Here is a 26,487-nt window from a genome sequence, read left to right as displayed (position 1 = left end):
TGTTGTAATTTTGCAAGGTAAATGCAATTGGACATAAACTAATAAGCTACACGTCCTCATTTTTAGAGTGAATTAAAAGTTAAATGCGTTAAATTTCTTATTATAGACATTCTGTAAAAAAAAAACATTATTTTTATCCATAATAAATGCTTTCAGTGGCTGAACTAGAACACTCTTCACTTCGTAAAGAAGTACTAAATGCTATAGGAAATTTTCTATTGATGGAAAATTTCAAAATGCCCAATGTTGGTATTGTTAAGGATGGGATCTTAAATATTATTGATTTAATTTCGGATTATTATGAAGAAGGAAAGCCTTTGTTTCCTGAAGTTATAATAGTAAGTAATATTGAGTTTCTCGATTCGATTATTCCAAAGATTATTACGATCAAACGTCAAGAATTGACTAAAGAAGAATTCGGCATGGCTATCAAGTTGTGCGCCCCATTAGCGACCAGTGGATGGATCATATTTGTCGAGGTTAATGGGAGCGAAATGAGGTATGGATTAGTAAGTGCCGATGTTGATGAAACTAGTCCTTCCATCCATTCGCAAGTAGTTGGGGATCTAAAGTCTGGAGAATCAGAACATTCAGTCGCATACATCCGTAACATAGGGAAGAAAGTTGTTGAACTATCCGGAATAAAAAACAAGGTTATTGTATCATTGAATCTTGAACCACTTGGGGATTATTCAAAGAATGAGCTAAATAAACTTTGTAATGCTGCGACTAAAGATTGTGATGCTGATCTGGTTGTAAAGTTAAATACCTATTTTGAGAAGCTAATTGATGAAGCATTAAAATTAGGTCATGGAAATTTAATTGGCATCGTTCGAGATACTGAAGAGAATATTGCAAAAGTTAAAAGTGGCTTGAAGGTTAATGGCGGTATTTATTTAGAGATCCCAATAGACTTTCAGAATTTGCTTATGCAAACCCAAGAGGGCGATAGCCAATCATCTGTAAATCTTCGATCACATGGGGCAATTTTTCAAGCAATGCTGAACCATGATGGAATTACGATAATGACAGATAAAGGAAAGATTCTGGGGTATCATATGCTTATAGCAGATGATGTTCGCCCGGGGGACAAACTTACTGGAGGAGCTCGTTCAAAAGCATTTTTATCAATGACGAACTGTGGTCATTTTGAGTTTTGTTTTTATAAATCACAGGATGGAAACTTAAAAATTTGGGAAAAACAATGAAAAGCAAGCAACTTTGGCAGGGTGCAGATGGTATAGATCTGCCACCTGCGATTAAGGAACCAGCTGAAATTATAACTTTTGCAACATATCTAAGTCCTATTCAGCAAAGAAACATTGTAAATGCTTTCAACGGGGGAGCATATGATATGGCAGCTGAATACGCCTGGAAAAAGGCGATAGTAAAGTTGAAAGATACAATCGGAACATTAGGTATGACATTTATTGGTGAAATGTTGAACCGACCTGATATTGATGAATATTCTGCGATTGATTCCGTATTAACTGATTATTCAACAATTCAATTAGCCGAGCAACTTGGAGTTATCGGGAAGACGGCAGCTTTAAAACTTAGGCAAGCAAACGAACTTATTACTCATTATTTCTCAAAAGACGCAACAGAAGATTTAGATTATGTTGAAGCTTTCGACATTGTTAAAACTAGTGTTAAATATATTCTTGGTGAACAGGACATATCTATAGCATTAGAATTCTCAAAATTTAGAGACCGTTTGCTAACCGAAACAATGCCACTACATGATAAGCAATTAGATCAAGTGATAAATTCACCTGTTTTCTATTTACGAACCGTCATAACTATACTTATTACAGCCATTAAAACTGAAATAGGAGCAAAATTAGAAAACGCATTGGGTAATTTAAATACAATGCTTCCACAGATATGGGACAAATTAAGTGAGAATGATCGCTGGAATATCGGTTCTACATATCGTGACGTCACTGCTTCTGGTAATTCTATTGCCATTAGTGGTGTAAAAACAGCTTTGTCAAAAGTTGGTGGTTTTGATTATGTGCCAGAAAATTTGCGTTCTAATACATTTATTAAAGCTGCCAAACAGTTGATTGATGTACATTTCGCATTCAATAACTTTCATAATGAACCAATGGCTGTGAAAAAATTAGCTACCTTAGGTAGAACGATTCCAGCACCAGCCTTAATGGATTGCATACAAGCCTATCTCGTGGTATTGTTAGGGAATCATTATGGCAGATCAAATGCGGCTGTACCTACAGCAGAAAATGAACTTGCGAAAATTACCGAGGAAAGGTGGTTAAAATATTTCGAAAAGGGAATTACGAATGACGATATTATTTTGGAAAAGCTGAAACATCACGACATGGTTGGGTATTTCTCTGATTTCCTTACTAAATATCAATTAGACGAATTTTCTGATTTACCAAATAAAATTCAACCACTCTACAATGCGATCGTGAACAATTCGGCAAGTACAGTGAGACGACTAAGTGAAGGGTTTATTAATCAAATAAAATAGTGTCTATCTTTTTGAATTGCTACTCTTAACACCTCTTCACTATTTTATTTATATTCTTTCCTGTGATTTGATAAGGAACAAATGAAATTGATGAAAAGGGTTTTTCGCTTTGTTCCAATAGAAAGCATAAGGGATTTGAAAGATGGCCTGTTTTTACAAACTATAGTATTTCTAATCATAAAAAATCTGTTTTTCACAGGTGGTAATAAACAGATTCTTTTCAATTTTAATTTCTTTGGAGATACCTGTCAAATACAAAAGGAGATGATAATTTACATCTCTAATTGATAAAATAACATCACCTGATAAATAATATAAATATGCTAATAAAATAAATAATAGAAAATTTATAAATATGAAGTTTCTGTTATTTAAGAGTGAAAATATAAATCATGAAAAAGTTCCTTATCTCTATTATTCTTCTTTTACTTGTTGGTTGTTCAAAATCAGATACTTCATTTAAAGTTATTGATAAGAAAGACATAACAATTGACAGCTTAAAAGCGGAGCTCATGGATTGCAAACTACAAGCGAAAATTATGGCGGATATTCTCGAGAAAGAAAGAATTGAAATACAAAACAAAAATATCGATAAATAATAAAAATTATGTTATGCTATAATTTTGGAACAATTACAGGGAAGAGTTGATTTTCAAAAACGGGACCTTGACTTTTGCTTTCATTGTATCTAAAAATGTTTTATTGCGTCTCCAATTAATTCTTCGGTATATTCTTTTTTAATAACATTAAAAACTGTTTTGACGCATCCATAACCTTCAGTGCCTCTTCCTGTAGAATTAAAAGATGTAACAAACTTCCGATATTCTTCAATTAATTCTGATTTAGGAAGATTGAATACTTTATAGGTTGTTGTTACAGCAGTTGGAATTTTTATACCATCAAAACTATTTCCAATTTTATCCAATAATTTTGTAGATGTATTAGAAGTATGATGAGGGGTCTTCACATATGATAATCCTTCGAAGTGATAGTCTGGAATTAAATTTATTGTTTGGTTTTCAATGTCTCCACTAAATAATAAACTTAATTCTCCAACTTTGAAGACAGTTGCTATTGAAAAGTCATTTGCGTTGATATGTGTTACACCTGCTTCTTTAGCTAATTTTCTTCTTCTAATAATGGCCGAGAAAGGAGCTACACAAAAAACCTGAAAGTTAAACTGTTTTGTGGTTTTTTCTTCCTTAATAGTTTTTCTTGCAATTTCGAGGTTTCCACCTGTAGGCAGTGTTAACGTATGAACAGAGTAATTTTGATTCTTATTTAAAGAATTAATCTTCTCAAGGCAATTTTTAATATCATCACTGTAGCTGAAAACATCTGATTCACTACCATCAACTCCTTCAGGTAGATAAAAATTTGTTTTCGCAGAACAGTAATTATCAACTAAAATATCAATTCCGACAGAATGATCTTCGTCAGTATGAGTCCAAATAAAGTAATCAATATTTGAAATATTATATTGATCTAAAATGTCTTTTGTTTTATGGAATGTTGCAGTGGAATAGCAATCAATAACAAAACAAAATAAACATTGATTTTTGATATTATCATAAAGTAAAATTACTTGACTTTCTCCTTTCTCAGAATAACCTATAGTAAAGACGTCAAGTGTGATCTCATTGATATTTTCAACAAAATAGGTCACTGATCTTTTCGAATAATAGGCTTAGCAGTACGTAAAAAATGAGACACATTAACCTCTTTGGATATTGCACTCTTTCTAACAGATGGCTTAAACTCAATTTTTTCAATTCGACCATCCTTCATGGATCTGAAGTTTTTATCAATAAATATTTTAGCCATTTCGTGAATGTTTATTTAAATAATTTTCTGTTACAGATAATTTAAAGATATTAAATAAATGATTATGATTAATATGTTTTAAAGTTTTTTCAGCTTGATTTTTTCCAAAACCAATTTTTTCTAAAATATATTCCGGATAATATCCTTCAAGATCTAATAGAACCTGAAATGCGGGAGCATCTTCAGAGTTTTCGTTCTTGTAGGTTCCAAATTCATAAGAACGGATGATATTAATAATAGGCTCTTTGACACCACTTTGTAAAATATCCTCATATCTGTTTTGCATTGGGCGATAACCATACTCTTCAAAATCTGATTTAAAAAGATTGGACTCAAAATCTTCATAAATACTTTCATGACTACGATAAATATCACCTCCTAATTTACGTAAAGCAATTTTTTTGATCTTTAGAAATTCGTTGTGCTCATATAAGAACTCTAAATAATCTGCAAAAAAGCTTAGATAAGGATCTATATTTACATAGTTTGTACAATCAATTGTTAATGAGGAAAAATATTTATTAATATCAAAAGTTAGCTTATCAGTTCCAAAGGTGTTTTCTGTATATCTGAAAATTTCCTGAGATTGAATTTCAGAACGAGGGATTGATAAAGTATCGATAACATCATCAATATTATTAAAATCTAACTCTAATTTACTATAGAAAGTTGTTTCGAATGATTTAAAACATTCTCTAAATTTCTCATTAAATACTCTTATAATATCTTCAGAATCTATAATTCCCTGATAATATACTCGAAATATGATGTTCTTCATCATATTCTTTCTTAAATCTTCGCGATGAATTTGGTCTTTAGTCATTTTCACTATCTGTGAAACAAATTTATTATAAATAATTGATATTTATATGTATTACTAGTCTATATATTTTGAAAGCATATAGAAATTTCACATGCTTATTTGGATTTAAATAAAACGATTGTAAATTTGATGAAATTCACTACACAAATATATTGTAAAAAAATGAATGAGATAAAAATTGAAGATATCAATAGAATAAAAGATTGGCAATTATCACAACTATTACACCATTTAGTCGGTTTAGAGGCTGACAGGTAACATCCAGGAGTTTGAAAGATCTGTTCCTTTTAACATTACATCTGCTGATGAGGAATGGATTTAAGTTATAAATAGATTTCTAATTTATCTATTTAAATTTTAACAAAGAAGCCTGTGTTTTTCACAGGCTTCTTTGTTAAAATTTTGATCATGCAATATCCAAATACATATAAGATTGAGGAGGGGAAACATTAAAATCATCTTTCAATGATAGTGGTTTCGAATACTTTTTTACCTCCTTAATTTTTATCGCATGTGCAATTTCTCTCTCTCCAAAATATTCGTAGAAATATTTTTCAGTAATTCCAGATAATTTTTTTGTTCTTTGCCAGATATCTTCAGGATTAGAAGTTAGAATTGTATCAATTTCGAACTCCCCGATAACTTGTTGTACGGGAGACGAGGCATAAACGACAACAGTTGTAACATCCAATTTCTTAAAAATGACTTTTCTAAATTCAAATTTTTTTTCTCCTTCAAATATTTTGAAAGCGAATTCAGGTTTTATTGATAATAATACTCTCATTATTTTAACTCAGTAATAAATAATTTTATAATTAACTTAAATATATCATATAAACAGCTTCCTAGCAATGATATACCAACGACTAATAACAAATATTTTGCTATAGTATTCCAATTGTTCTTTTCATATTTAGATTTAATTAAAAGCGAACTGTTTTCTTGGCTATCCCATTTCCAATGATATGCGAGAAAAATTGCACTCTCAATATTAGGTAGATCAACATATCCGTTCCATCTGTAGTTTTCGAGATTGCGACAACTCAAATATGGCGTATGATATCCAATAACATCTTCATTATTGCTGCAAATATAAAAGAAATGTTGTTTTTTAATATGGCACATCTTCCCATAGATTTCAACTAAGTCTTTACTTAAATCTCTTATTTCATTAACTCTAAAATCAATCATTTCTAATTCAGAAAAAGCACTTTCAAAAACTGAATTTGGAGGAGTACTAATTGTCGATAATTGATTTAAAAATTGACCAGAAATTCTAAATCTTATATATAATTGTTTATTTAATTTAGGAAGATTTATACTTACAATAGTTCCATTATACTTATATTCAAAAGTTAAATCATTACTTGAAAACTCATAAATAGTAAAAACTTCTTCATCTTGATCATTTAAAATTTTATGTTGTTTACTTACTTGACTAACAACTTTATAGTTTTCATTAAATATTGCACTCAACAAATCAGGTTTATTTATAAATTTAGACACTATCTCATGAAAGTTATCTTGTTCTATTTTAGCCGGAAAGTAAAAATTTATACAATTAGTATTTTGAGTTGATATTAATTTTAGACCAATATCTAAAAATCTATGAAATTCTTTTCGTTTATTAGGTATTTTCCAATAATTAAAATGTAATTCAATGTCTTGAAATGGATTATTATCATTTCTTGATTCCCAAATAGCTATGCTTTTCATTTTTTAGAATATTATTAACTATTAATCAAGAATAAAGCTTTCATCACTCTTTGTATTCTTTAAAATATCATCAAATTTTTGTTCACTGATATATTTGAATCCTCGCGGTGAATCATTAACGCCATTAAGAACTTTTAAATCAATTAACTCTTTCATATTAATCCTGTGAGGAAAAGAATAAACATATAAAAAATTAACAACAAAGGGCTTTTCAGTAGAATAATTCCACATTTTCCGTAAGTCATGTTCTGGAAATACTGTGCTTTTTCTACAATATAAAACGAAATCATCTTCGTCTTTAAAATCATATTTAACTTCTTGGACTATTCCAATTGTTGAAATTACACTTTTGTAGTAACCTCCTGTCCTATAAAAAATGAGAATGTCTCCACGTTCAGGATGTGGTTCGTATGCTCGTGAAACATAAACTTTATTAATGCCATTTCTGTGAGGGAAATCTTCGACATATTCCTCTGGAGATTCTGTATTTAAGATTGAGTCTGGTAATAAATTTGTATGGTAATCAGGATAAATTGGAACTATATAACAATTTTCTGATCTTGAAATATAGGGATAATTTGCTTTTAAATTCTCTTTGTTAAAAGTTTTAGTAAAGTTTCTTACATATATTAGTTCTTTATTTTTTTTCCCCCAAAGAACAAAACCCCATTGCTCCAATAAGTCGATGAGTCTTTTTTGTTCATCTCTTTTGTCGAATATGGTGACATATATTTCTTCAACTTTATTTTTTAAAGCATTATCAAAAATGATTTTCATAAATCTTTCTCCTAAGCGAAATCCATTATTTATTACTTTAAAAGTTCCTATTTTCAGCCTTTTTTTAGGAGGGAATTGAGGTGTAATATCAGGATAACTTTCATTACTGTCTTCAATTTTTAAGTATAAAAATGATAGTAATAGACCATTATTTGAGTTTATGGTAATATATGCTTCTTCGTCAAACTTTTTTATAAACCACTTGTCAAATCCGTCATAATCTTCTTTAAGACTCTCAAAAAAGTTATCATCTAAATTAATTCTACCAAATTTGAGCTTCTGAACATTAAGAACCTTATAATTGACAAGGTCAGGATGCTCTGCAAATGTTTTTTCCAGAAATGAATCTATAGTAAAGACTTTATCTTGAATTTTTAACTCAAGAGCTTTCCTATGCATCTTTTTATCTTCAGTAATTAAAATATCGACTCTACCAATATAAACTTCATTCAAAAGTTGAGTGTCATTTTTATCATTGTCATTCACATCTATTATACTAGATAATTCTAAAACCTCTTTTTGTAGGGGAGAGGGTAGCTCAATTTGTTCATAACTGTCTAGCTTTATATGAAAGGTATTAACAACTGTTTGATCTTTATATTTTTCAATTTCAGCAATTGAAAGAGAGTGAACACATTTCGTGTATTTGGCTCTTTCTAGCCATCGATAAAGAATTCCAACATCTTGGTTAATTACCCTAGAAGCCTCCCTATGGATAATAATGTTTGTGTCTAGTAATGCTTTCATGGTTTAGTTAGTTTAATATAAATGGTTTTTATTATTTCGTCATAATCATTAGGAAGACCAATATTAAGATTAATATTTAATTCTTTAGATATTTGTTTAGCATGGAATAATTCATAATTCTGAAATTTTTGCAGAAGTTCAACTGGATATATTTTTTTATCTCTATCCTCAAGCCTTTTGCTAATTTCACCTATATTACCCAAAATAATATTCAGATTTATAGGATTGATTTGAATAAAGGTATCAAGTGGAATAGCTTCAATCATATTAGTTTTGTTTAATAAGCAGTAGTGCCCATCAAGGAGATAATTTTTATCATTTTGGGTATTGTTTCTTAAACCAATAATCAAGTTATTTTGAGTCAATAAGATGTTGTCAACTTTTTTATTCTGTGGATTTTTATTTAATTCATTCCATTTTAATAGCTGACTTGCAGATAAATATTCTAAGTTTAATTCTCTGCAAATTTCTTTACATATCGTACTTTTACCAACACCATGAATACCTCCTATAAAAAAAATTTTACTTGACATAAGTCTATTTTATATAATATAAAATCCTGTTAATTCTAATAATAATTATTTGGCAATAATAATTTTTTAATGCGACAAATCGTGACGTATTAAAGTAATTATTTTTTTATTTTATCAATTCTATAAAAAGTAGCCTTGCTTATACTTGCTTGCTTGCAAGCTTTATCGATAGGAATATTCTTATTTTCATATAAATGTTTGGCGTATTGATATTTTTCTACACTAACTTGGCTAGAGCCTTTAGGTCTTCCTAAAAGTTTTTTTCTTCTTCGGGCTCCTTCTAAACCAGCTTTCGTTCTCTCACTAATTAAGTTTCTTTCAAATTCCGCAACAGCTCCAAAAATTTGGATAATAAATTTCCCATTTGCTGAAGTAGTATCGAACGCAGGTTCAGTTATACTTTTAAAAAGAATCCCTTTTTCATTAAACCTCTCAATCAGATCAATCATGTTTTTTAGTGAGCGAAAAATGCGATCTGTTTTGTAGACCATTATTATATCATCCTTACGTAAATAAGAAAGCATGTCATTTAAACCCACTCGATCTTCACGGACACCACTTGCTATATCTGTAAAAACTTTTTCACATCCATTTTCTTTTAAAATTTCAACTTGATTAGAAATGTTCTGTTCAGAAGTCGAAACTCTTGCATATCCTACAGTCATATTTTTGGTTTTAATAAACGATCGTTTTATGAAACAATATAAACGTTTTTTCTGATTGGATAAAATTAGTAATATTTTCCGTCTCATTTAGTTGTTTTGCAAATAAACCTTTTTTGATACTTTTTATTTGTAGGCTAAAGATCTATTTTATCATTAGCATGTGTAAAATACATTTATGTCTTATTAGATTTACTATTTGTAAATCTATTATAAAAGAGTTACATAGAATAAAATATAATTTGATTTTTGTGCTCTCAAAAAAGATGTTAAATTGCGTACATTAGAAAACGCAAATGGCTAAAAGAAAGAAAAAACCTATTAAAATTGATTTTCCAAATGCTACAGGTAATTACTGGGAAGTCGAATGGATATATGAAATACATTATGAAAAGGAAAGAAAGATAGATGTCCACTTTCGTAATAAACATAATGCGAATGATTATAAATCTGGGTCAAACATGTTATTTAGAACAAAACTTCCTGTTTCAAGTCTGTCAGAATTAGGAATTGGATCAGTTTATAATGTTAGAGAGAACAAATTTGAAGATCTAGATTTGAACGAACTGTTTGAATTTAGTGTTGAAGAAAATCTATTTCTAGCCAAGAAAGAGTTTCCATTAATTGGTATCAAAAATTTTTTACCGAATGCCGCTGAGATCAAACCTACGGGTTTTAGCTATTTAAAAACTTTTGGTAGAAGCAGTAGTAGAAAAAGACACATTCTTATATCACCGTATACAATTCTTCAATATTTACTGTTCTATAATGACGAACTCATTACTAAGGCTATGTGTGGAGAACTTCTTGATGGTTTCAAAGTAAGTCAAATAAAATATCGTAATTGCGCAGAGACTGGAGAACTGATTGGAATGTTACGTTATGACGTTGCAAAACTCTCACAACAAGAAGCTGTTTTAATTGCTCCCTATTTGGTCCTAAAGAATAATGCTGGTATTAAATTCTTAAAAAGTATTTCCTCGCATGTCAATAGTGCTTTTTTAAATACTCTTCATGGTAGTAAATCTTCTTATCCTCTTTTTTTCTGGCAGGAATTCTGGAATTATAAAATTAGTGTGATTGGTAAGTCCTTTTACAATGAAGATAAAAGCTACCTACTAGCACACCGAATTTGTAATTTTAAGTTCAATGATTTAAACCCTTTCACAATTGACAAAATAGAATTATTTCCATTAAATGAAAAAAACTCGACTGATGATCGAGAAAATCACAAGCCGGAGAATATTGACAAGCCTGGAAATCCAACGATCGACGGCGTTTCCCTTAACTTAAATGCTGGTTCAGCAAACCCTCATCCACCCTTGAATACACAGGAAAATAATGCTGTATCAAATCCTTTTAATATTCCGGTGGAAATAATAAAAAGAGACAAACAATTAAGTGCCTATGACGTAAACTATATCCCTAATGATTTACAAGTTGCTGATCTAACTAGAGAACTTGAAAATCTTGAGATAGATTCTAATAATATTATTGAAAATATCAAGACTATTGTCATTAAGACGAATAATTTTGAGTATTTCAATGTCCTGATTGAAATCTTAAAGAAAGAATTCTTTTTGACTGATCCAAGATTTAAAGTAAATTTACATTATTGTCCTAATGGAAAGGATTCATTTTATGTAGCGGAGATACTAAACCAATCAAAAACAATGTATTTAATTGAATTTGGAAATGGAATTATAGGAGTGTTCTCATCAATCTCTCTAAAGAGAATAGGATTGGACTATTTATCTTTATTAGTAAAAGGTTTTATTAATTATACAGAAAAGGTTGGTAAAAGGAAAGTTTTGTGGACTTACATTAAAGATCAATACGATAGTGGAAGACTAAATGAGGTTAGTGATAAAAAAATTATTATATATACGGGAGTAAACCACCAAAAAAAGATAAATGGTGATAATAAAAAGAATCCAAAAGAAGCTTTAAAAACTGCAACCAGAAAAACTGCAAGTATTATTTTCGAAACTCGAATAAAACGAATTCTTACCTGAACTTATTAAATATCCAAAATGGTAGTGGTTGACCGTCACTTCTTATATCGCTAATTCGAATAAAATTTCTTTCGCAAAAAGGTATAAAATTTTGATCTAAATCAGAAAGTAGATTGTAAATCAAAGGAAGAAGAAGCTTTCTTAATTGTAATGATAATTCAAAGTTATGAATACTTAACTCATCACTACTAATTTCAAATTCTTTAGTAAAGGCTTCTCTAAGTCGAAAAAATTTTGTTGAGTTAGAGCGGGATTTTCTCAAAATTGAGAATAGAACGCTAAAATAATTAAATGAATATTGGGTATTTTTGTTATAACCATATTCTATAGTTCTGTTAATGTATTCTTGATATTTGAAAATATCCGAATTTTTGTCGATTAAAGTATAATTTTTGCGAAGATCATTATTGCAGTTCCAACATAAATACATAGGTTTTTCAAGATATACATCTTTTTTTCCAATATCTAATCTTTGGAATACAATAGGCATTTTACAGTCCGGACATTCATCGATTAGATTGCAGAGACAGTCAGTACATACTATAGAGCTCACTAATCGCCAACTTTTTTTATAAAATTCTTTTTTACTTAAACAAAGAGGACAGGCTAACAGCCCTTTATTATTCCTCATTCTATGTTCTACACCAACATTTAATATACCTTCTGTAAAGGCTGAATTTATTTTAGAATTAAAAATTATATCTTGATAAGAAATTAGATGAAGAGAATTAATTTTACAATGATTTAATGGTGTCAGGGTTGTAAGTAGATCAACTAGTTTTTGGTTATAGAACTTATCGAAATCCCTATTCCACAAGTCTGGCACTTCTAAGCCATATTTTGCAAATGTGAAAGGTTTCATTTTATGAGAGCGAGCTAAGCGAAAGATCCAGCTTGATAATATCTCATCTTCTTCTGGTGGTATATAGCCTGGGATAACATATTTCTTTGTCATCTGAAAATCATTTTTTTCCTATCGCTAGGAGGAGTGTAATCTATATTCTCAATTATATTTTTACTTATCGTTTCAACTCCAGACTCAATAGCTAGAATAGCTGACAATTCTAAAATCTTTGATACTTCGCCTAATAAACCCTCACTTTTCGAAAGTATGATGGAAGAAATTGAACTTTCTATAAGATATGATGGCTTCTTTAGAGGTAGAATTCTTTCAAAGCTGGTCAAAAGTCTCAAATATTCTTCATCGTTCCTCCATTTCGATAATACTCTTGGTTCAAATCGATTAGCTAATTGGGGATCAGTTTGGATGGCGTTAAAGGCTTCTCGTGTTCCAGCACAAACAAGCGAAATTTTCAGCTCATTTGAAAGATACTTTATCACGTTCAAAAATAATCTCTGTTTACTCATGGTGCCAGCAAGAAGATGATGTATCTCATCTATAATTAAAAGTTTAACCTTTAACTTTTGAAGTAGATGTATAACTCTTTGCTGTCTCAATTCTGCTTTTTCAGATATTTTATAGGGAGAATGTAAGCTATCTAAAATAGTATTATAAAATCTTTTTTCATCGGGTTCCGGAGGCGCTTGAATCATGAGGACTGGTAAAAATAATTCTTGCGTTTCCTCTTCTACGAAAGAGGGATTCATCATTGCAAACCTGTTTAACATGGCGGTTTTGCCATTATTAGAATCCCCGACAAGTAAAAGGTTTGGCATGCGTAAATTAGTGGGATAATTTCTAAGTTCATCCAACTTATTATGAACTTTCTTTGCGCCAGTATATCCGATCCACCGAGGTTTTCTAAGATGATTAATCCGTTCAGAATCGGTTGAAGAATTAATAAATTCTTCTGTTTTAGGATGTAAATGCTTCATCATCGATTTCATCAAAAGGTTGTATTGATTTTATATCTATGGATTCTTGTAAAAACTCACTTTTATGAAGTGTGGTTTTCGTATTACTATGAATTTCTTCATTTCTTTTATCAGATAATCTTGAAAAGCGTTTAAGTCTTTTTGTTTCTCTTATTGCTTTCATTTCAATTTCATCCATCTCTTTATAGGCTTCAAAGATTGAATCTTCATCTACTGCTAGGTTTGATTTTTGAAGTTTCGTTACAACTTCATTAAACTCCCAAATAGAGATTGGTGGTTTTGACGTATCTCTATAAGGTATTTCAAAATAATCATTTAATACTGGATCATAAAAATATATAATGCTTATATCTCTCGGATCTCTCTTAAAAATATATTTTTGCTTTTTACTGTATTTACTGGAATCTTCTCTAGAATGAATGTATTTTCTAAGTATATCGTCATAATATGTTATATGATCTATTAACACACCATACTCTTGAATTGTCCTTTCAACAAAAGGCATGAAATCAAGCTTAATTCTTCTTTCATTAAATAGTTTTGGTGGTAGCCCAGTGCCAGTTTCGCCATTTAACCCGAAAATTCCACTTTTATATTTTTCTAAAGGTGACATCATTATCGAAGAATGTACTTTCTGATGATAAACATTTACAATATAAATTGTCAACCACTTCTCAAATTCACTTATGGTTAATGATGCTTTTTCAACTGAATTGTAGTTTTCTCGGTCACTAATTTTCGAAAAAGTAGAACCGGAAAGATTGTGAATCTCTTTTGAGAAGGTGCCTAATAATCTTTCAACATGACCACCCCAATGGGGAGTAGCTATAGGTCTATGTTCTATATTTATTCCATAATTTTGACAGGCCTTTTTTAACATGTTTCCTCTAAATTCCTTCGCGTTATCTAAATGAATTGTCGCCATCGTGCCCCAACACGGCCAATCACCTTGAATACCGTATTTATCTAATAATAAATCCTTAGTCAAAATTGCGTTTGCTATACAGATGCCGGTGCCCATTTCCCCCGGGGGATCAAATGATAAATGAAATCCTACCACCATTCTACTAAAAACATCAATTGCAACAGTAAGTATAGGGCGCTTAAATGGCTTGCGATAAAGCTCGTCAACTAAAATTATATCTACCGTAGTATGATCAATTTGGACAACAGAGAGTGGAAAGTTAGCCCCAGGAAAATTACCTTTAATAGGGTCAAACTTATCCCTTGCAGCTTTCGTTCCGAATCTGGCTTTTAGCACCTCTTCATCGGATAGGTTTTTAATACGATTTCTTATCGTATTTTTATGAGGAGGAATCAAATCTAGTTCTTTGCATCGCAGAGTGATTTCTCTTATCACTTTCGTAATAGATTTTTTAGATGAGTCTAAGTATATATTGGCAATTGTTTCATTAACAAGGCTATCTAAGTGTAAGTCTAATCTACTTTTATTTTTTCCGCCTGTTCTTTTCTTTGCGCTAAGTGCACTTATACTGCCTTCAGAATTGAATTTTTTTATCCAGCGATATATGGTTGAATAATGAACTTTATTCTTTGCAGCTATATCTTTTATTTCTTCTGTAGATAATTGATTGTCAAGAATATTTTTGACAATCTCATGCCTGTAAACAGCCGTGTTCCATTCTAAATCCGTCATAACTTCGATTGAAGTATTTGTATTATGGCCGGATTCATTGTTTACCGCTTGCAGATCTTTCGGAGGTACACTATGCAATACATTGGTCTGCAATGACTGAATTGTGATTAAATTCACATCAACAATTTTAAGAATAACTGCAGGTTGATTATTATAAAGGACTTTTGTACCAGGAACAAATTTTAAGGAAGCCATATCAAAGATTTTAAAGTTAGCTTTTCCTTTAAATTAGTATAAAGGAAATTATTTGATACCATATACCAAGTTAAGAAAATTAATTCAGCTTGTTTCTCTTTATCATCCGTAATTTCATTAAGTAAATTTTCAACGGTAATTTTCTTTTGTTTTTCCATTTCTGAAAATAGCAATTGAAGATCTGTATTAAACTCAGGAAATGCACTGTCTTCTTTATTAATATTACAAAAAAAATTTTTGTATCTGTCTATAAATTTATAATTATTTAGTTCTATAACCCTTTCAGATCTAATTTGTAAATCGGTAATAACGCAAAATTCAAAGCCTTTGTTTTCGCAAAATAGTTTTGCTGCATGAAATTTTTCACGAAGTTCCGCACCTTTACTGATTAACGTACTTTCGTACTTAATCTCTACTAACCTTGGAATTTGTTCATTAAAATATTCTATTAAAAAATCAGGATAATATCGTCTATCATTACCTTGAGAGTCGACATACTTAATTTCTAAGGGTTGTTCTAAATAATACTTTACATTATCGTCATACTCTAGCAAATAGATAAAATCCCTTTCCAACGATGATTCAAATTGAATTGTTGTTTTGAGCCTTTTCGAATTTACTACCCCAGTCAAAGAAAATCTCTTTGCGGTAATTTCTCTCACGCGTTTACTAAAATTTGCATCTTCTTCTAGTAAATCCCCCCTGTCGCGAGTCACTTGGCAACTATTTTTAGCATCATCTTGTGTGCTGTTTTGTGAGTTTAGTTGCTCTTTTTTTGCATTATATTTTATATTTGACAGGTGGCAGCTATCCTCAACCCGGAGAAATTTCACTGGCACACAACGGTGTTCTGTTTCTGGATGAAATGCCTGAATTTAAAAGAACCGTTTTGGAAGTAATGAGACAGCCCCTCGAAGACCGTGAAGTCACCATTTCCAGAGCAAGATTTACAGTGAATTATCCTGCCAGTTTTATGCTGATTGCTTCCATGAACCCCAGCCCCAGCGGTTTTTTTCCCGATGATCCCGGCAATACGTCCTCCGTTTATGAAATGCAAAGGTATATGAACAAACTTTCCGGACCTTTATTAGACAGGATAGATATTCATATTGAAGTGCAGAAAGTAGAATTTGAACAGCTCGCTGAAAAAAGGAAAGGAGAGAAAAGTGAAGATATACGGGAACGGGTATTAAAAGCTCGTCATATTCAGAATGAACGGTATAAGGCGCTTAATATCAGTTATAATGCCCAAATAGGACCTAAAGAAACCGAAGCGTTTTGCAGCCTTGATGAAACATCGCTTAATCTTATCAGGATGGCTATGGAAAAGTTGAATCTTTCCGCGAGAGCCTATGACCGGATCCTTAAAGTGGCCAGAACCATTGCTGATCTCGAAGGAACCGAAAATATACTTTCTCATCATATTTCAGAAGCCATACAGTACAGAAGTTTGGATAGAGAATTTTGGAACGTTTAGTTTCCTATTGTCAATCGATAAATAACACATTTTTTGATGTTTAGGTCTTAAAGAAAAAAGTAAATTGCTTTAATATTTCCCACCATTTATTATGTCTTATCTTATCAGTTGATGAATAGATATATCTAAATTATTTCTCTTTTTTGGGATAAAATAAGAAATGCTTAATCTTTCATTTAAAATATTATGTTAAATTTGATTACCAAATTATTAAAAATATTGCATTATGAAAGACAAATTGATGAACAAGACCTAGCCACATGGTCTTAAATAGTAATGTTTAAGAATTAATCATATTCTTTATCGTTTGATTTGTAGTAGACCATTCTGAATAAGTCTACAGTTCTGCTGTGTATGCGGATCATTCTGACCATTTATCATCAACCAAAACGAAAAACTAATATGCTCAATACATTATCAGCATCATCAGGACAACAAGCTGGTGTGCAGGTTCTTTTATCCGCTGAGGACCGTAAAAAACTTCTCGACCATTTCAATACAACGGGATGGGATTATCCTGAAGAAGAAACACTGGTTTCACTTTTCAGAAAGCAGGTATCTCTTCATCCTGAAAATATAGCCGCTGTTTATCAGGATAAGCACATTACCTATAGTGACCTTGACAGGAAAAGCAGCCAGCTTGCTCATATTCTCATGGAAAAAGGTGTCAAGGAAGGGATGTACGTACCTGTCTGGCTCGACCGCTCAATGGAATGGCTTGTGGCGATCCTTGGCGTACTGAAAACAGGAGCGGCCTATGTACCTGTAGATCCTTCCTATCCTGTAAAAAGAGCAGAATATATCCTCAAAGATACCTCAGCGGTTATTATACTGACAGATGGGGTGCGGGGAAATCTGTTGGGAGAAGGAATTGATGCTGAAATTTTTCACCTTGACCATCTGGAAAATCATTCTCATCTATCCGAAGAACATCCTGATATTGAACTTCATCAGGATGCATTAGCCTATACAATCTATACATCCGGTTCCACTGGAAACCCAAAAGGAGTGATGATTTCACATCACAGTATTCAGCATCTTGTAACCTGGCACAATCATCATTTTCATGTTGACCATACATCGCGGCTTACCCTTGTTGCGGGACTGGCATTTGATATCTCGGTCTGGGAAACCTGGTCAGCGCTTACTGCCGGAGCGATGATCTTTATTGCAGATAATGAAGATCGGGTAGAGGCTGCCGAACTTGTAAAGTATTTCCGGAAAAATCATATTACCCATGGCTTCGTTCCTTCTGTTCTTGTTCCTTCTTTTGTCAATGAAACCAGAAATTATACAGACCTTCAGCTTAAATTTCTGTTTACCGGTGGGGAAAAGCTCAAACCTGTACTCACAAGCGAATTAAGTTATGAACTGGTTGATTACTATGGTCCTACAGAATGTACAGTCTATGCTACGTTCAGGAAAGTAAAAGATGTGAATGGAGAATACATTCCATCGATCGGAAAACCGGTTGCCAACGCAAAAGCTTATATTTTAGGAGAAAATAATGAATTGCTACCAGTAGGAGCAGTAGGAGAACTGCATATTGGAGGAATACTTTTGGCTAAGGGATATCTTAATAATGAGGAACTGACAGCCGCAAAATTCATTACCAGCCCATTCAGTGAAAATGAAAAGATATACCGTACAGGCGATCTTGCCCGTTGGAAATCTGACGGTAATATTGAGTTTTTAGGAAGAATAGACAATCAGGTAAAGATTAGAGGGTTCCGTGTCGAATTGGGAGAAATAGAAAGGACTCTGCCCAGACTCGAAGGAGTACAGGAGGCTGCTGTCATCACAAAAGACAGTACTGGAAATAATAAGTATATCGTAGCTTTTGTCGTGATGAAATCCGGAGAAAAGACAGACGCCGTATGGTTGAGACAACAGCTTAAAGAAGAATTACCGGGGTATATGATTCCTGCTCAGATCGTAAATGTTGATAAGATACCACTTACAGCCAATGGAAAAACAGATACCCATTTCTTAAAAGAACTCGCAGATAAAGAGGCAAATGAACTCATTTCCACAGAACCGCCTACAAATGAGACAGAGAGAATTATTGCGGATATCTGGGCTGAGGAACTGGAACGACCTGTGATCAACATAACGGATAATTTTTTTGATATCGGAGGGAATTCCCTTTTAGTAGCTATAGTAGCCACAGCACTGAATTCAAAAGTTGATACCAAAGTCTATATGCGGGATGTCTACCAGTTTCCTGTCCTTAAGCAGCTCGCCGGTGAATTGATCCGAAGAGCGAAAGAAGCCCGTGAAGCTATTCCTGAAGAAGATGTAGAGCCCTACGTAGCCTTGCAGCAAGACGTCTATCTTGCACCGGGAACTGTTTTCGCCGGAGGTTTTGATCCTAAACAATTAGAGAATCCAAAGACCTTGTTTGTAACAGGAGTCACCGGATTTGTCGGAATTCATTTACTTCAGGAACTTTTAGATACTACAAACGCAGATATTTATTGTCTTGTAAGAGCTCAGGATGAATTCCATGCAGTAGAAAAAATAGACCATTGCTTTAAACAATACAATATTGAAAGAAAAGAAGAACAGAAGCCAAGAATCATTCCGGTAATAGGCGATCTGTCTCTTCCATTGCTAGGCCTTTCTGATGAAAAGTTCAAAAGTCTTGCAGGGATGCTTGACCTTATCTACCATTCAGGCAGCTCTGTAAATTTCATAGAGCCATATTCTTATATGAAAGCTCCTAACGTCGAAGGATTGAGAGAGATTATAAAACTTGCCGGTGCTGAAAAGACCAAATGCCTTGCGCTATTGTCGACTATTTCTGTTTACAGTTGGGGACATATATTCACGGGAAAAACAGTGATGTTGGAAAGCGATGATATTGAACAGAATCTGATGTCTGTAAGTAAGGATATTGGGTATGTAAGAAGTAAATGGGTAATGGAAGCTGTAGCTGATCTGGCCGCTAAAGAAGGACTTCCATTGATTACTTACCGTCTGGGCTACGCAATGTGCCATAGTGAAACAGGAGCAAGTGCTCCTTATCAGTGGTGGTCTGGTTTAGTGAAAAACTGTGTGGAATTCAAATCCTATCCTCTACTCACAGAATTGAGAGAAGGGCTGATCACGGTAGACTATATGACCAAAGCCATGGCTCACATCACAAAAAATAAAGAAGCGGTAGGGAAAAAATTTAACCTTATTGCCAGACCGGAAACCAATCTCACTCTGGAAAGCTTCTTTGATCTGCTGAAGAAATATTATCCCCTTACCCTGGAAGGACTTCCCTACAAAGAATGGAGAAAACAGTGGGAGGATGACAGTAAGAACCGGCTGTACCCACTGACAAGTCTTTTCAAAGACAATATGCATGAAGGGCTTTCTACGGTGGAGTTGTATCAGAATACCTATGTCTGGGATTGTTCGAATGTGATTCAGTTTCTGGAAAATTCTCGAATTGAGGAACCGGTATTTGATAAAAAAATGCTGGATGCCTATCTCAAATATTTAGGAATTCCTGTTTCGTAACTATTAATGTTATAGAGTAAATACCAGATAGCAAGACTATCTGGTATTATTATTTGTTACACAAATACTGTCGAAAAGGTTCGTGAATCCTGACAGGGATTTTATTTATTTGTTTTTAATTTGTTGAAAATCAGTTGTTTTGTTTTCAAAGTAAAGCATTGACAAGCTGACTCACGCTCTGTTTCAAAACTGTGTTTTTACCGGAGATTATGTATTTCCTTCAGCGGATAGTGTGTCCCTGGTTAATAATATAAAATATGCAAATGTTTCAGGATTGCCGGGCAATATTACCAATGGTTTGACACCTATTTTTATTTAATTTCATTATAAGTTATTAAATATCAGGTTGTAATTTGAATGTTAACAATATTATTTCTATATTTAGGGAAATAAAGCGAAACCCGAAAAGCTAAAAGAGTAGGGATCATAAAATTAATATTTACTATGAAAAATCTGAAAAAATTAACAAGAGAAAACATGAGATCGGTACAGGGAGGATTTGCATGCTATTGTGGAACTACCTATAAAGGAGAATATTCTTCCATATCAGCATGTGCAAGTGCCTGTGGAGTTACTGTAAATCCTTCTACAACAACACCAACAACGGGACCTTCTACACCTGTACTGACGAAACCAATGCAATAATAGAAAAATTTTCTTTTTTAGACTGCCCGGAGCTATGCTCCGGGCAGTTTTTATTTTATCATCACATTATAATACGTCGAGTTCTGTCGCTGTGCGTGACGATATTTGCTTCAGATAGAAAGAGAATAACCTCTCTGTCTTAAAATTAACCAACAAAAAATATTTTTATGAGTTTTCCATGTATTGTAAAAAACACGATGACAGAGATGAGAAATCTGTCGGCTGCAGAAATAGCAGATCTCCAAAACGGCATTTATAAGGGAGTTTGTCTGTTAGGATATTATGAAACAAGAGATACTCCAGGCCCTGTTATTTATCATTTATCTGCTACATTGGGCACGGATGATGGAGGAAGTATTATCGAAACAGGAGGAATCAAACTGGAACATAATTTCACCCACGATCTGGATGTCAGATACTTTGGGGTAAAAGGAAATGGAACATACAATGATACGCCGTTTGTTTTATCATATTTTAATTATGTCAATGCCAATAATATGTTTTGGGTTATTCCGGATGGATTTAAAGTTGTTGTACAACAGCCTTTTGAAATTAAAGCGAGCGGAAGATGTGACGGGAAATTTATTCTTAGAAATGAGAATGGGGATGTGTCCATAACGATTGCTCGTCGTTTCGCTGGTGAAATTATTAGTACAGCCAGTTGGAATCAAGAAATATTAAGAGGCAGTTTAGATGTAGGTTTTAATAATACAGGATTCGCAAATCTGCATTTTGATTCTAAAGAGATCTTAATCGAACGGGAGGGCGTTCCAAATGGGCCTTACATGAAAACGGAATTTGTAAGAAGTAATGATGGAAAATTAACGACACCCTTAGTTTGCACATACACTAAGATGGAGAAGTTGACCGTTACCAAGTATGTATTGGAAGATCCTATTACGATAGAAAACCTGAGTATTGAAACAGGTGGAAAGCTAAACAAAGAAAGATATTTATTTGTTAATAGAGATAATGTGACGCTAAATAATCCAAGAATTATTAATACGCTTAATAATGTCGGACTCGTGGGACTAGAAATAAAACAATGTGCTGATATTATCATCAACAGTCCTTTTATAATAGGATTTAGAAAAGATGGAGTTGGTTATGGTATAGCAAACTATGAATCAATAGGTGTAGTCATTAATGATGGTAATGTAATGGACTGCAGACACGGATATACTGGGAGAAACAGCGTAGACGTCACCATCAACAGAGGCGTTTGGGAGGATGGAATAGATGATCACTGGACGGACAGATTTACAGCTAATGACACTATCATAAAAACGGAACCGGACGCGGCTGCATTTCAGTTTGCAGGAAATGATGTTACCCTGAATTCTCCAATAGTCAATGGGAGTGCAAGAATATTTTTTGGAATCCGAGCTGATACTCCCAATTTAGGAGGGATAGTGAATATAAATAATCCGGTATTTAATACATATTCTATAGCTGATATTTTTATGTTTGCATTGACTTCTACGGGAGGTATAGCTACTCCTCCAGCATTTAGTACTCCTCCGACTCTTCCCGAAAGAATAAATATTATGAAACCAATAATTAATACAGATGCTATTGACATTTCTTGTTATAATTTAGGAGCAATTAATGCAAAGTATAATAACGTTAAGCATTTGAAAATAACCGATACTATACTTAATGCAAAACCTGAATCTTCGTATGTTGCCGCCCTTATATTGAAAGATAGTATTTATCAGGAAAATCATAATATAACAGTAGAAATTGAAGGGACGTTAACAACGAATGTAGGTAATGCAACAAGTGCTTACGTGCACTCAAGGGACAACAATGATTATAATAATAGGGCAGAAGTTATATTGAATAATTGTTTTGGATACAACAGGTTAAGATTTAACGGTATGGGTGTGAAAAATCTTATTGCTCAGGGAGGAGAGATGAGTAATTTTGACAATGATAAGACAGTAGGGGAATTCAATACTTGCAACATCCAGTTCAAAAATGTAGAATGGAAAGGTGGTAAAATTGAACACTTGACCCATGCTCTGTTTCAAAACTGTGTTTTTACCGGAAATTACGTATTTCCTTCAGCTGACGATGTATCATTGGTTAATAATGTAAGATATGCTGGCGTTTCAGGATTGCCTGCCAATATCATTAATAGCTTAAGAGCCCCATTTGCATAATAAATAATTTAATTTAAAATAAACCCAAAGAGTTCAGGATTTTCCTGGGCTCTTTTTATATTCCCTTTTTCCCCTTCAGAATCATTTCTATCATCCTGACCTTTCTCTTCTCTCTGGTTTCCGGTTTCTTAGCTTCCTCAATCCACCGGATATATTCCTTTCTGTGGGTATAGCTCATTTTATCAAACAGGGATTTTGCATCAGGATTTTCATTAAAAACAGAAGCAATATCATCAGCGATTTCCACTTCTCTTTCTTCATTATCTTCAATTAAGGAAACAAAAACCTCATCCCCGAATCTTTTTCCAAGTTGATCCCGAACCTGCTGAGTCAGGCCTAAAATATGACAGTCAGACTTCATTTTGGCTAAACTTCCTCTGTATTCCACTTTTTGATCAAATAAGGCTCTGATTTTCACCTGTCCTTTTTTGTTGAAGAGCTTTTCTGTAGAAAACGGAAATTCTACAAATGCAGCATTCATTTCACCGTTCTTTTGTATGACTGCTGTAAATTCTATGGGTTTCATCATAAAAAATTTAATACTCAAAAATAAAAAAACCGTGAACATCTGTTCACGGTTTCAAAAATAAATCTAAAAAGATTATTTTTTGCTTTTTGTTTTCTTAGGCATTTGAGTTGTTCCTGAATTTTTAGTCTTTGTATCAGCAGGAGTGTTTTCTCCTCTTACAAGCTTTAATTCATCGATCAGTCTTCTTGCCCCTGCATATTTGTCAATAGTCCAAAGAACGAAACGTACATCTACGTTGATCGTTTTTTGCCAATCCTGTTCAAATACAATATCACCGCTTAATGCTTCGCTATTTCCGTCGAATGCAATACCGATAAGGTTTCCGTCTCCGTCAATTACCGGAGATCCAGAGTTTCCACCTGTAATATCGTTGTTAGAAAGGAAGTTTACAGGCATATATCCTGCAGCATCAGCATACTGTCCGAAATCTTTAAGGTTATAAAGATCGATCACTCTTTGTGGAAGATCGAATTCTTCGTCACCTTTCTTGTATTTTCCTACAAGACCTGTCATATCAGTATAATAGTTATCTGTAACACCGAAGTAGTTTCTGTCCTGTCTTACCGGAAGTTTATCTACAGTTCCGTATGTTAATCTCATCGTAGAGTTAGCATCCGGATAGAATTTTTTCTCAGGCATTGCTTTCATCAATCCGGCTAAGAATAGACGGTTGTTTTTGCTGAAGTTATCATCAACTTTCGCATATCTTTCCATACCCATTTTTTGGTCAGCAACAATTCCGTTGGCAATTTTCCAAAGTGGATCAGCATCAAGTTTCAATGCATCCGGATTCAATAAGAAATTCGTAGCAGAAGTCTTATTAGCGAAGATTGAAGAATAAGCTACATTAGAAAGCGTCTTAGCATCCAATCCTAGAATTGTTGCAGATGCCACTTCTTTATTAGTCACTCTTGTCTGGTAAAGATTGGTCATAGAAGCAAGCATTTCTCCTTCAAGAGATGGATTGAAGTTTTCGTAAGCTGCTTTAAGCGCAGCTTCAGTCTTAGCTTTCATCGCAAGTCTTCCCTGCATATCCTGAGCAGAATAAGCCTTAAGAACAGATCCTACCTGTAAAGCAAGCGTGATATATTTTGCATTTCTTGAAAACTGAGAAGCGTAATTTCTCTCAACATTTCTTTCAGAAACCTGCTTGTAATAGGCTTCAATATCTTCAAGGATTCCGTCATATTCTGTATTTCCAGGCATTACAGACCATTTTCTGTAAGTATCCTCGATTTTTTGTTTGTCAGAGATCGTTCCGTTTTTCTCTACGGCGTCAATAGTTCCCTGTCTGTTTTTCCAGTAGTTTGCTACAGAAGCATATTGAGACGCATAATTAAGCTGAGTAGCTTTATCTTTGTCCATATACTTTTTCATGACATCCATAGCCAGTTTAGAAGCTTCTACCCAGGCCGGATAATCTTTGTTTACCATCTGCTGGATTCCATAAGAAGTAAGATAACGGTTTGTTCTTCCAGGATATCCTAAGATCATAGAGAAATCACCAGGCTTAATTCCTTTAAGAGAAACAGGAAGGAAATGCTTAGGCTTCAATGGTACATTACCAGGAGCAAATTCTGCAGGATTTCCTGCTGCATCAGCATATACTCTGAATACGGTGAAGTCAGCTGTATGTCTTGGCCACTCCCAGTTATCTGTATCACCACCGAATTTACCTAATGATGAAGGAGGTGCTCCTACTAATCTGATGTCTTTATAATCCTGATATACGAAATAGTAAAATTCATTTCCGTTGAAGAAATCTCTTACGACTACTGTATATTTTCCGTTTTCAGAGTTTTCAGTCTGGATTGCCTTTGTTTCAGCATCAATAACTGCTTTTCTCTCTGCTCCGGTCATATTGTTGTTTAGCTTAGAATTAATTCTCTGCGTAGCATCATCCATTCTTACTAAAAATCTTACATAAAGATCTTTTGCATTAAATTCATCCTTCTGCTTCATAGCCCAGAATCCGTTCTTAAGATAATCTTTTTCAGGAGTAGAAGCGGCAGCAACAGCACCGTAACCACAGTGGTGGTTCGTGAAAATAAGTCCTTTGTCAGAAACAATTTCCCCGGTACAGAAGCCTCCAAAGCTTACGATAGCATCTTTTAAGCTTGAATTGTTTACCGAATAAATTTCTTCAGGTGTCAAATGCAGTCCTTCTTTTTGCATGTCGACCCCGTTAAGTCTTTTGATGAGCATTAACAGCCACATCCCCTCATCCGCCCTCATCTGAGCAAAGCCCAATAAGAAAGTGAACAGTAGAAATAGTCTTTTCATTTTATAAAATAATTTTTGTGTCGCTAATTTACTAATTTTTACGATATTCTGTCCCGGAATGGTATGAAAATGGAAGGATAATCCGCATGAAAAAAATACTTACATCATTTTTTGCTGTTTTGCTTTTAGCTGCCGTTGTCAATTGCTCTGCTGTTCCCGAAAAAAATCCAGGTCTTCAAAGGCAGTGGATGCTGATTTCTTTTGATCAGTTTTCTAAAGAAGAATTGATTAAAAATAGAGCAGAAATCAATCTGACAGGAGCAATAGAAAAAGGAAAAATTCGCGGAGGCGCTCATATGGGATGCAACAGTATGTTTTTTACGTCTGAATTTAAAAGCGATGGAAATGTAAAAATATCAGGAGTGGGAAGTACACTGAAAGCCTGCCAGAATATGGAATTGGAAACAGCTTTCGGGCAAAAATTCGATAAAATGACCAATTATACAATCGAAGGACATTTTCTTACCTTGTCAGATAATAATGGTAACGCTATGAAGTTTGTTGCAGCAGATTGGGATTAACTCAGGTTGTTGAGCTTAAAAATATAAAAGTCCGCACTTGGCGGACTTTCTTTTTGAAATCTGTTTTGGTTA

21 protein-coding genes and 1 pseudogene are annotated in these 26,487 nt (G+C 33.3%); 9 read left to right on the top strand and 13 right to left on the bottom strand.

Annotated features, from left to right (window positions below; genetic code table 11):
- The first annotated feature begins 155 nt into the window (after positions 1–155).
- The 3 genes from IW16_RS02820 (at position 156) to IW16_RS02805 (ending at position 3,099) form a co-directional block, all read left to right on the top strand.
- On the top strand, positions 156–1,208 hold the full coding sequence (locus IW16_RS02820; RefSeq protein WP_131327829.1) for a hypothetical protein: 1,053 nt from the start codon (positions 156–158) through the stop codon (positions 1,206–1,208).
- A complete protein-coding gene (locus IW16_RS02815) occupies positions 1,205–2,500 on the top strand; it encodes a hypothetical protein (RefSeq protein ID WP_131327828.1) in 1,296 nt (431 codons plus the stop codon). The genes IW16_RS02820 and IW16_RS02815 overlap by 4 nt, the downstream gene beginning before the upstream one ends.
- Before the next feature lie 392 nt (positions 2,501–2,892).
- Entirely contained in the window at positions 2,893–3,099 is a 207-nt protein-coding gene (locus IW16_RS02805) for a hypothetical protein (RefSeq protein WP_034739476.1), read from the top strand.
- A gap of 89 nt (positions 3,100–3,188) precedes the next feature.
- On the opposite strand, the gene IW16_RS02800 is transcribed toward IW16_RS02805, so the two are convergent.
- The 7 genes from IW16_RS02800 to IW16_RS02770 all read right to left on the bottom strand — a co-directional run bounded on the left by IW16_RS02800 (position 3,189) and on the right by IW16_RS02770 (position 9,585).
- Positions 3,189–4,166: a ComEC/Rec2 family competence protein gene (locus IW16_RS02800; RefSeq protein WP_034739474.1), complete on the bottom strand. Its 978-nt coding sequence runs from the start codon at positions 4,164–4,166 to the stop codon at positions 3,189–3,191.
- 150 nt (positions 4,167–4,316) lie between these two features.
- Positions 4,317–5,147 carry a hypothetical protein gene (locus tag IW16_RS02795; protein ID WP_034739471.1) on the bottom strand — a complete coding sequence of 277 codons (831 nt, stop codon included), beginning with the start codon at positions 5,145–5,147 and terminating at the stop codon, positions 4,317–4,319.
- A 406-nt stretch (positions 5,148–5,553) separates the two neighbouring features.
- Positions 5,554–5,931, bottom strand: a complete 378-nt coding sequence (locus IW16_RS02790; protein ID WP_034739468.1) for a hypothetical protein — start codon at positions 5,929–5,931, stop codon at positions 5,554–5,556.
- Positions 5,931–6,863 carry a hypothetical protein gene (locus IW16_RS02785; protein WP_034739464.1) on the bottom strand — a complete coding sequence of 311 codons (933 nt, stop codon included), beginning with the start codon at positions 6,861–6,863 and terminating at the stop codon, positions 5,931–5,933. The genes IW16_RS02790 and IW16_RS02785 overlap by 1 nt, the downstream gene beginning before the upstream one ends.
- A 21-nt stretch (positions 6,864–6,884) precedes the next feature.
- Complete coding sequence (locus IW16_RS02780) at positions 6,885–8,387, bottom strand: PIN domain-containing protein (RefSeq protein WP_034739462.1); 1,503 nt, start codon at positions 8,385–8,387, stop codon at positions 6,885–6,887.
- Positions 8,384–8,920, bottom strand: coding sequence for an ATP-binding protein (locus IW16_RS25565; protein ID WP_051889861.1), 537 nt, complete (start codon positions 8,918–8,920; stop codon positions 8,384–8,386). The genes IW16_RS02780 and IW16_RS25565 overlap by 4 nt, the downstream gene beginning before the upstream one ends.
- A 98-nt stretch (positions 8,921–9,018) precedes the next feature.
- Complete coding sequence (locus IW16_RS02770; RefSeq protein ID WP_034740512.1) at positions 9,019–9,585, bottom strand: recombinase family protein; 567 nt, start codon at positions 9,583–9,585, stop codon at positions 9,019–9,021.
- A 293-nt stretch (positions 9,586–9,878) separates the two neighbouring features.
- On the opposite strand from IW16_RS02770, the gene IW16_RS02765 reads away from it, so the two are divergent.
- Entirely contained in the window at positions 9,879–11,597 is a 1,719-nt protein-coding gene (locus IW16_RS02765) for a hypothetical protein (protein WP_034739459.1), read from the top strand.
- Here the strand turns inward: IW16_RS02765 and IW16_RS02760 are convergent.
- The 4 genes from IW16_RS02760 to IW16_RS02745 are packed head-to-tail and all read right to left on the bottom strand — an operon-like array spanning position 11,590 to position 15,947.
- Positions 11,590–12,552: a TniQ family protein gene (locus IW16_RS02760; protein ID WP_034739457.1), complete on the bottom strand. Its 963-nt coding sequence runs from the start codon at positions 12,550–12,552 to the stop codon at positions 11,590–11,592. The genes IW16_RS02765 and IW16_RS02760 overlap by 8 nt on opposite strands.
- Entirely contained in the window at positions 12,549–13,436 is an 888-nt protein-coding gene (locus tag IW16_RS02755; protein WP_051889860.1) for a TniB family NTP-binding protein, read from the bottom strand. The genes IW16_RS02760 and IW16_RS02755 overlap by 4 nt, the downstream gene beginning before the upstream one ends.
- On the bottom strand, positions 13,414–15,285 hold the full coding sequence (locus IW16_RS02750; RefSeq protein ID WP_034739453.1) for a helix-turn-helix domain-containing protein: 1,872 nt from the start codon (positions 15,283–15,285) through the stop codon (positions 13,414–13,416). The genes IW16_RS02755 and IW16_RS02750 overlap by 23 nt, the downstream gene beginning before the upstream one ends.
- On the bottom strand, positions 15,273–15,947 hold the full coding sequence (locus IW16_RS02745) for a Tn7 transposase TnsA N-terminal domain-containing protein (protein ID WP_228376907.1): 675 nt from the start codon (positions 15,945–15,947) through the stop codon (positions 15,273–15,275). Before IW16_RS02745 ends, IW16_RS02750 begins: the two co-directional genes overlap by 13 nt.
- Before the next feature lie 137 nt (positions 15,948–16,084).
- Between IW16_RS02745 and IW16_RS02740 the strand changes: the two are divergent.
- The 4 genes and pseudogenes from IW16_RS02740 to IW16_RS02725 all read left to right on the top strand — a co-directional run.
- Positions 16,085–16,762: pseudogene (locus tag IW16_RS02740) on the top strand (ATP-binding protein); the annotation flags it as partial.
- A gap of 402 nt (positions 16,763–17,164) precedes the next feature.
- Positions 17,165–20,272 (top strand): non-ribosomal peptide synthetase family protein, encoded by a 3,108-nt coding sequence (locus IW16_RS02735; protein WP_051889859.1) that lies wholly within the window; start codon positions 17,165–17,167, stop codon positions 20,270–20,272.
- A 444-nt stretch (positions 20,273–20,716) separates the two neighbouring features.
- Entirely contained in the window at positions 20,717–20,917 is a 201-nt protein-coding gene (locus IW16_RS02730) for a bacteriocin-like protein (RefSeq protein WP_034739444.1), read from the top strand.
- 167 nt (positions 20,918–21,084) lie between these two features.
- The gene (locus IW16_RS02725; protein ID WP_131327827.1) at positions 21,085–23,082 is read left to right on the top strand and encodes a hypothetical protein; all 1,998 of its coding nucleotides are present in this window, start codon (positions 21,085–21,087) and stop codon (positions 23,080–23,082) included.
- A 55-nt stretch (positions 23,083–23,137) separates the two neighbouring features.
- On the opposite strand, the gene IW16_RS02720 is transcribed toward IW16_RS02725, so the two are convergent.
- Together IW16_RS02720 and IW16_RS02715 are read right to left on the bottom strand one after the other, a co-directional pair.
- Positions 23,138–23,611 (bottom strand): YdeI/OmpD-associated family protein, encoded by a 474-nt coding sequence (locus IW16_RS02720; RefSeq protein WP_084694500.1) that lies wholly within the window; start codon positions 23,609–23,611, stop codon positions 23,138–23,140.
- A gap of 72 nt (positions 23,612–23,683) precedes the next feature.
- Positions 23,684–25,894, bottom strand: coding sequence for a S46 family peptidase (locus IW16_RS02715; RefSeq protein WP_034739440.1), 2,211 nt, complete (start codon positions 25,892–25,894; stop codon positions 23,684–23,686).
- A gap of 86 nt (positions 25,895–25,980) precedes the next feature.
- Between IW16_RS02715 and IW16_RS02710 the strand changes: the two genes are divergently transcribed.
- The gene (locus IW16_RS02710; RefSeq protein ID WP_034739438.1) at positions 25,981–26,415 is read left to right on the top strand and encodes an META domain-containing protein; all 435 of its coding nucleotides are present in this window, start codon (positions 25,981–25,983) and stop codon (positions 26,413–26,415) included.
- Positions 26,416–26,487: the final 72 nt, after the last annotated feature.

Source organism: Chryseobacterium vrystaatense (assembly GCF_000737765.1).
Lineage (GTDB): Bacteria > Bacteroidota > Bacteroidia > Flavobacteriales > Weeksellaceae > Chryseobacterium > Chryseobacterium vrystaatense.
Note: the sequence above shows the minus strand (reverse complement) of the source record. Positions and strands in the feature narration are given on the sequence as shown.

What these genes read in the sequence shown, in the direction of transcription:
- IW16_RS02815 (WP_131327828.1), top strand. Translation starts at nt 1,205, where the DNA reads ATGAAAAGCAAGCAACTTTGGCAGGGTGCAGATGGTATAGATCTGCCA.
- IW16_RS02805 (WP_034739476.1), top strand. Translation starts at nt 2,893, where the DNA reads ATGAAAAAGTTCCTTATCTCTATTATTCTTCTTTTACTTGTTGGTTGT.
- IW16_RS02795 (WP_034739471.1), bottom strand. Translation starts at nt 5,147, where the DNA reads ATGACTAAAGACCAAATTCATCGCGAAGATTTAAGAAAGAATATGATG.
- IW16_RS02790 (WP_034739468.1), bottom strand. Translation starts at nt 5,931, where the DNA reads ATGAGAGTATTATTATCAATAAAACCTGAATTCGCTTTCAAAATATTT.
- IW16_RS02785 (WP_034739464.1), bottom strand. Translation starts at nt 6,863, where the DNA reads ATGAAAAGCATAGCTATTTGGGAATCAAGAAATGATAATAATCCATTT.
- IW16_RS02780 (WP_034739462.1), bottom strand. Translation starts at nt 8,387, where the DNA reads ATGAAAGCATTACTAGACACAAACATTATTATCCATAGGGAGGCTTCT.
- IW16_RS25565 (WP_051889861.1), bottom strand. Translation starts at nt 8,920, where the DNA reads ATGTCAAGTAAAATTTTTTTTATAGGAGGTATTCATGGTGTTGGTAAA.
- IW16_RS02770 (WP_034740512.1), bottom strand. Translation starts at nt 9,585, where the DNA reads ATGACTGTAGGATATGCAAGAGTTTCGACTTCTGAACAGAACATTTCT.
- IW16_RS02765 (WP_034739459.1), top strand. Translation starts at nt 9,879, where the DNA reads ATGGCTAAAAGAAAGAAAAAACCTATTAAAATTGATTTTCCAAATGCT.
- IW16_RS02760 (WP_034739457.1), bottom strand. Translation starts at nt 12,552, where the DNA reads ATGACAAAGAAATATGTTATCCCAGGCTATATACCACCAGAAGAAGAT.
- IW16_RS02755 (WP_051889860.1), bottom strand. Translation starts at nt 13,436, where the DNA reads ATGATGAAGCATTTACATCCTAAAACAGAAGAATTTATTAATTCTTCA.
- IW16_RS02750 (WP_034739453.1), bottom strand. Translation starts at nt 15,285, where the DNA reads ATGGCTTCCTTAAAATTTGTTCCTGGTACAAAAGTCCTTTATAATAAT.
- IW16_RS02735 (WP_051889859.1), top strand. Translation starts at nt 17,165, where the DNA reads ATGCTCAATACATTATCAGCATCATCAGGACAACAAGCTGGTGTGCAG.
- IW16_RS02730 (WP_034739444.1), top strand. Translation starts at nt 20,717, where the DNA reads ATGAAAAATCTGAAAAAATTAACAAGAGAAAACATGAGATCGGTACAG.
- IW16_RS02725 (WP_131327827.1), top strand. Translation starts at nt 21,085, where the DNA reads ATGAGTTTTCCATGTATTGTAAAAAACACGATGACAGAGATGAGAAAT.
- IW16_RS02720 (WP_084694500.1), bottom strand. Translation starts at nt 23,611, where the DNA reads ATGATGAAACCCATAGAATTTACAGCAGTCATACAAAAGAACGGTGAA.
- IW16_RS02715 (WP_034739440.1), bottom strand. Translation starts at nt 25,894, where the DNA reads ATGAAAAGACTATTTCTACTGTTCACTTTCTTATTGGGCTTTGCTCAG.
- IW16_RS02710 (WP_034739438.1), top strand. Translation starts at nt 25,981, where the DNA reads ATGAAAAAAATACTTACATCATTTTTTGCTGTTTTGCTTTTAGCTGCC.